The organism is Bradyrhizobium sp. P5_C11_2 (genome assembly GCF_054049755.1).
Genome location: NZ_JBFULT010000029.1, coordinates 21,040 through 27,359 on the forward strand (window position 1 = coordinate 21,040; position 6,320 = coordinate 27,359).

General features: G+C 63.4%; 5 protein-coding genes and 1 pseudogene. 4 read left to right on the top strand and 2 right to left on the bottom strand.

Annotated features, from left to right (window positions below):
* Nucleotides 1–304: 304 nt before the first annotated feature.
* From ACXJL8_RS05455 to ACXJL8_RS05465, 3 genes are all read left to right on the top strand, one after another.
* Entirely contained in the window at nt 305–562 is a 258-nt protein-coding gene (locus ACXJL8_RS05455; protein WP_456684722.1) for a hypothetical protein, read from the top strand.
* Between the two features lie 286 nt (nt 563–848).
* Nucleotides 849–2,465: an FAD-dependent oxidoreductase gene (locus ACXJL8_RS05460; RefSeq protein ID WP_456684723.1), complete on the top strand. Its 1,617-nt coding sequence runs from the start codon at nt 849–851 to the stop codon at nt 2,463–2,465.
* Between the two features lie 628 nt (nt 2,466–3,093).
* Nucleotides 3,094–3,609 (top strand): Cache 3/Cache 2 fusion domain-containing protein, encoded by a 516-nt coding sequence (locus tag ACXJL8_RS05465; RefSeq protein ID WP_456684724.1) that lies wholly within the window; start codon nt 3,094–3,096, stop codon nt 3,607–3,609.
* A gap of 229 nt (nt 3,610–3,838) precedes the next feature.
* Here ACXJL8_RS05465 and ACXJL8_RS05470 read toward each other — a convergent pair whose 3' ends face one another.
* Together ACXJL8_RS05470 and ACXJL8_RS05475 are read right to left on the bottom strand one after the other, a co-directional pair.
* Nucleotides 3,839–4,318 (bottom strand): cache domain-containing protein, encoded by a 480-nt coding sequence (locus ACXJL8_RS05470; RefSeq protein ID WP_456684725.1) that lies wholly within the window; start codon nt 4,316–4,318, stop codon nt 3,839–3,841.
* A gap of 78 nt (nt 4,319–4,396) precedes the next feature.
* Nucleotides 4,397–5,605 (bottom strand): MBL fold metallo-hydrolase, encoded by a 1,209-nt coding sequence (locus tag ACXJL8_RS05475; protein WP_456684726.1) that lies wholly within the window; start codon nt 5,603–5,605, stop codon nt 4,397–4,399.
* Between the two features lie 576 nt (nt 5,606–6,181).
* Here ACXJL8_RS05475 and ACXJL8_RS05480 point away from each other — a divergent pair.
* Nucleotides 6,182–6,320: pseudogene (locus ACXJL8_RS05480) on the top strand (integrase); the annotation flags it as partial.

Genomic DNA, 6,320 nt, shown 5'->3' on the forward strand with positions numbered 1-6,320 from the left:
GAACGCCTCGGCCGTTCAGGGCACGAGAAAACGCAGCAAGTGCAGGAAGTTAATTGGAGCGGGCGATCGGGATCGAACCGACGACATTCAGCTTGGGAAGCTGAGGCAGATCGTTGATTTCATTGTGAAGTGTTCCTCGAGCCCGTTTTGGCACTGACCTGACCGGCTGGCTTTGGACCGGGCTGATTGAGAGAATCAGCAGGACTGAAGGAGGCGGACATGCGGCGAGCTCAGATCACTTCCTTGATTCGGGGGAAGCTCGGCCTATTCCTGACAGGGATGGAATTCTTTTTGTGAGGTTGTGATGTCGTCAAAAGCCCGCATGCGTCCGTCCTGGCGCAAGGGACAAAACCGGTCGGGTCTGCCGACGCCACCCGGCTGCAAGTTCATGACGATCGCGCAGCGCCGCGCCTCCGAGCGTTCGATCGTGGGCGAGACGGCGACCGCTGTGAAGCGGGTAGCCAAGCGAGCCGCCAAGGCTGTCACTGGGACTGCTTCCGCGGCCGGATCCGCGGTAAAGTCGGCGGTGACCCGGAATTCGAAAGAGACGGTGCAAGCCTAGGGTCTGCTTACTCAGCTTGACCAAGTGAGGGATCGCTATGGGCGATAAGCGGAATTTGGCTTAACGCCCAGAAACGGACCTTCGGCTTTGCGCCCATCTCTGCCATTTTAAGGACTCTCGGCGATTTCTCCGAAGCGGACGTGGGCCAAGGCCGGGTTGCAAGTCCACGCAAGTTCCTTCAGGCCACCAGCTTCGATCAATCCATCGCCCCCGCCAAGGGTCTTGCCTGTAGTGGCCGAGCCATCGATGCTGCGCCGCAGCGGATGGCTTGCGACCGGAGCGACCCATGGAAACGATCGGCCGTGACCTGCGCGAGATGCAGCGCATCCCCCTCGCTGCATCGCATGTCGCCGCATTGCGGGCGATCGGGGCCGAGCAGCATTACCCCGCCGGCGCCTTTCTCGTCCGTGCCGGTGATCCAGCCGATCGCTTCGTGTATGTCGAGGCCGGCGAGATCGAAGTCGTGAATCCCTTCACGGACGAGCGCCATCTCCCATTCACTCTCGGTCCGACCCAGTTCATGGGCGAGATCTCGTTCCTGAACGGCGGCGTCTGGTCGATGCCCATGCGGGCGAGCGCGGATACGGTCGTCACCGAGGTGCCGCGCCCCGAGATGCTGCGACTGATGTCCGAGATCCCGGAGATGTCGGACATCATCATCACAGTCCTCGCAGCACGGCGGCGGCGGCAGCTCGACTCGCACGACGGCACGCTCGTGCTCATCGGCGAGGACGACGACCGTAGCGTACGGCGGATCGCCGAGTTCGCGAGCCGCAACCGGATTCCCTACAGGACCTATTCGCCGGGCAGCCCCGAGGCGGCGAGCGTCGCCACGGCCTGCTCGATCTCGGCTCACCGACCGGCGGTCATCTTCGGCCGGGAAATGGTCGTGACCGAGCCGACGCCCGCCAAGGTCGCGCGGCTGCTCGGCCTCGACTACAACCTCGTCGACGACGAGGCCTTCGACGTCCTCATCGTGGGCGGCGGTCCGGCCGGGGTGGCAGCGGGCGTCTATGCGGGTGCGGAGGGGCTGCGCGCATTAGTCATCGAGGATGTGGCGATCGGCGGCCAGGCCGGCACATCGAGCCGGATCGAGAACTACATGGGCTTCCCGACCGGGATCTCGGGCGCCGACCTCGTCTGGCGCGGCGAGATCCAGGCGATGAAGTTCGGCACGCGCTTCGCGATGCCGCGGCGCGTGGCGAAGTTGGAACGGCTTGCCGACGGATCGTTCTGTGCGACGTTCAACAACGGCCGGCGCGTTCGGAGACAGGCCGTCGTCGTCGCGACCGGCGTCCAGTACCGGAGATTGCCGATCGACCGCCTCGAAGCGTTCGAGGGCGCAGGCATCTACTACGCTGCGACGGAGATTGAGGCGCGCTATTGCCGGAATGCCGAGACGATCGTCATCGGCGGCGGCAACTCGGCGGGCCAGGCGGCGATGTATCTCAGCCGCTCAGCGCGACACGTTCGCCTCTTGGTGCGGGGGCATTCCCTTGCGACCTCCATGTCGAGGTACCTGTCGAGCCGGCTGGAGGCAGACCCGGCGATCACGATCGAGTACGGGGCCGAAGTCACCGCCCTGCACGGCGACGACCGTCTCGACGCGGTGACGATCCGCACCGTCGCTGACGGAACGACGCGCAGGATCTCGACCTGTGCCGTGTTCGTCATGGTGGGTGCCGCGCCCAATACCGGCTGGCTCTCGGGGCTCGTCGAGCTCGATGGCCACGGCTTTGTTCTGACCGGGGACGCGATCGGCGCGCGTTCGCCTTATGCGACGTCACATCCGGGAATCTTCGCGGTCGGCGACGTGCGCGCCAACTCCGTCAAGCGGGTCGCAGCCTCGGTCGGCGAGGGATCGGTCGTCATCTCCAAGGTGTGGGAGCACGTTCGGACGTAGATCTCGCCGCCCGGCCCGCATCCGATCTGAGCACCGGATCGACGAACGGCCGCTTCTGGAAAGTTCTGCTGGCTATCGGCACGACTGCTTCGGGTGGTTCCCGGCCGGTCCGCTTGCGGGCGGGAATTGGCCGAAACGGACATCGCCATTGCGCCCGCTCACGACCCCAAGCAGACCCTCACAATGTCTGCCACGTGGCATTCCGGCTTGCCGGTCTGCTATGACTGGTCTGGTTGAGAAAGTTCGTTTTTGATGGTCTCAGCGAACATCCAAAACAGACCGATGGCTGTGGTTCGCCCGGACCGTACCCAAACCGAACCATGCGGATCGGCTGTTAGGGGTCTGAAACGGGTGAGGAGCCGACCTTCGGCGAGGCGGTCGCAACGGACTGCATCACCGTCGAAGACGGACCTTCGCCGATTGGGCGTTATGGAGCGTCACACTCTGCTGCGATGATCAGGAACACGAGGACACACAACCCTATCAGCCCTGCTTCAGACGTCTAACTGATGGCGGTGTCTCGCCTAATCAGGCAATGCGAACAGGAGTGATTAGAATTCGCGCTTCGGTTCACAGCGCAATTCGAACCGTCGTCGCATCGATGTGGCGAAGGCGGAGGGAGACGATCATGAAGACACCTCTACTCACCCTGTCACTTTTGGCCGCCTTGGCTGGCGCGGCCGTTCCGATGTCCGCACGCGTCGCCGCCGCCGAGGACGTCCAGACAGCCATGCAGCGCCTGAAGGCGAAGACCGCCGAATTCGCTGCTCCGAGCGTGAAGGGGGTGGATGCCGTCGCCGGAAAGACCGTCCCGGCCCTCTATTTCGGCCAGACCAAGATGAACAACAATTTCACCGTGGTGGACGCCGTGCAGAAGGACGTGGGCGGAACCGCGACGCTGTTCGTCAAGAGCGGCGGCGAGTTCGTGCGCATCGCCACGAACGTCAAGAAGGATGACGGCTCGCGCGCGATCGGCACCGTCCTCGACCCGAAGGGAAAAGCCTTCGCGGCGATCACGAAGGGCGAGGCCTATTTCGGTGACGCCGATATTCTGGGCAAGCCCTATACGACGGGCTACGAGCCGATCCGCGATGCCAGCAGCGGCGTCATCGGGGTTTATTATGTCGGATACCCGAAGAAGTAGGGCTTGGTGAACTACGCCGCGACGCAGGGAAGCGTTCCAATAGGGTTTGCCCTTGCGGAACGCTCCAGTTCGAACCGGCCACAAACGGCGGTTCCGACCCTGAGCAGTCGTCCGGGATGTCATCGACGAGGGACCGCTTACGAGAGCAGGTCAGAACTTCGAAGAGGTTGCATCAGAGCCGATGGGCTTACCTCGTGTCATCGCCGTTCAGCCCCAGACCGAGTCGGTGTTAATCGATATAAACACCAGCGCCCACGAGCGCCTCGACGCCGTCAACTCGCGTCGCGCAGACGTAGCTCCACTTCACGGTGGCGTGGGACTGTCCGGGCTTGGGGAACATGTAATCGACCCAACCAGACCCAAAATTCCTGACGACCTCGATGAAGTCCCGGTGGAACCGTTTCCCGTCAGCATCGCGGTTGTCCAGGAAATCCCGTTCCTCTCGGTCCGGGCGAGCGGCGTTGAACAACACGACGCCGTTCATATCGACCACGAACAGGTAGACATCCGCGTATCGCCAGGAGCTACCCTTCGTCCTGAAATCCGCGAAGGCTTTGCTGCCCCATTCCTCCACAACGACGGATGCCTTGTTGACCAGGGCCTCGATCTCCGCCGCTTGATGTGCGGGTGGGGGTCCCCTCTGCCCGAGAGCAGGTAACGTGGCGGTCAGGACCAGCAACACCAGCCCTGTCAGCAGCTTCTTAAACATACAGTCACCCCTCTTCGCGCAACTTCGATGTGGCGACGACGTGAATTCAGCCCCCGTTTGGCTCTGGTCGGTCTCACGTCAGGTGGCGGACCCCCTGAAGACGAGGCGCGTGCCCGTGTAGGCGCGCACCAGCTTGCTCGGCATCTCGGCCTTGGCGATCTCGTAGAAGGCTTCGCCCGTGCAGTGGAGCGGGACCAGAAAGTCAGGTCCGATCTCTTTCAGGGCCGTGATCGTCTGCCGAACATAGTCAGGTTGGTAGGGCGCAAGGTGGAAGCCGCCGATCACCGCGTGCACCTTCTGGATGCCCGACACGGCCTGCGCCTGCCGAACCGCGTTGACCACGCCGCGGTGGCTGCAAGAGGTCAGAACGACGAGGCCGCGCCCCTTCACGTTGAAGGCGGTGGCGATCTCGTGCCTGAATTGATCCGGGATCAGACCTTGGCCTTGGTCGGCTTGCGGCAGGCCATCTGTGTAGCAGCCCGAACCGTGTGTGACCCCGAGCTTCATCGCACTGGGCGACAGGAGCTTCTCGAAACTGCTCTGATCAATCTGACCCGAGGTGAAGCCGTGGTCTGCCAAGAGCGCCGGGCGCTCCGTCGAGGTGACGGTGAGGTTCGCGGCGTTGAGGGCTTGGCGGTCGATGACGCCGAAATCCCCCTTCACCGGAGGCGCGGTCCACTCCCGAGCGCAGAAGCAGTCCTCGCCCCCGACATGGAATGGAAGCCTTGGCTTGAGGTGCCCCTGGTTCTGGCTGAGGAAGCCAGCGAGGCCGCCGAAATGATCGTAATGGCCGTGGCTCAGCACGAGGGCATCGATCTCGGAGGGTTGCACCCCGAGGAGCTTCAGGTTGTTGTTGAGAGCCTCTGGCGTGAAGCCGAAATCCACCAAGGTCCGGCGGGTGTCCTCGCCCCGCCGCGAGGTTACGTGCAGCGAGAGGCCGAACTCGCTGGCGAGCGTTGGGCCGGGGGGATGATCGGGAGCGATACCCCAGCCGAAGTGCTCGACGGCGAACCCTTCGAGCTTGCGGCTCGGAGCCACTGCGAACTGGTAGCTGTCGGTGACGATGTGCACGGCGACCGAGTCGAGTTCCGGGACCGGCCCGGCCACGGCCTCGGCCAGCGCGGGGCGCGCATCACCCAAGAGGCTCGCCAGAAGCAGGCTCAGGGCTGTGGCTCCGCCACCGCAGAGCACGTCGCGCCGCGCCGGATCGTCGCAGGTGATGCGCGTGCGCAGGTTCCTACGAGAATAGTCCTGAGTTTGCAATGCTGGGTTGGGTAAGACAGCCATTGCTACCTCCCGCCACTGGTCGAATCTCCGACCGAAAGCAGGGGCGCGGGATAAGACGGCTGCGCGTCATCGTCCTATCGGGCGTCCAAGATAAGTATCATTGCACACAGTTCGACGATCAGCAAATCAGTGGGATCGCCGCAGGATCGTATCCACGCGCCCAGGACTACATTCTAGGGGGGCTTGATCGGCGAATGTTCGCATGCGGTAGCAGATCAAACATCCAAGACATGTCGCCTGAGCTTCTGCTTCTCACCCATAGCAGCCGATCAGCATGGTTCGGTTTAGGTGTGAGAGTGGGAACCGACCCCATCGGTTTGCTACGGGTGCACCCAAATCAGACCAACCGCTGCTGGCTTGAACGTCCGGTTCCGGCCGCGGCGCCGAAGGCCGCTCACCACCCCGTGCCGAAGTTGCCGGATGGCCGTCGGATGACTGCTTATGGGAAGCGCCCATGGCGAACCATGGCGACCGGGTTGGGTCGCCAGCGGAACGTCCGGATATGCTCTCCATCTCCAGAGACTCGGTTCGGGTGTCTCCTCGCCATGTCGGCATGAGCCGGCGAGGAGACAGACGATGGGTCACTCTGCACACGATCCGGCTGCGAAAGGGCGGCCGGCCTGGAACGCTGGCCGCAAGCTCGGGGCCAAACGAGCCCTCAAACCTCAGCAGGTCTGGGCTATCCGGTTCTGGCTCGACGGCGAACGGCGCACAY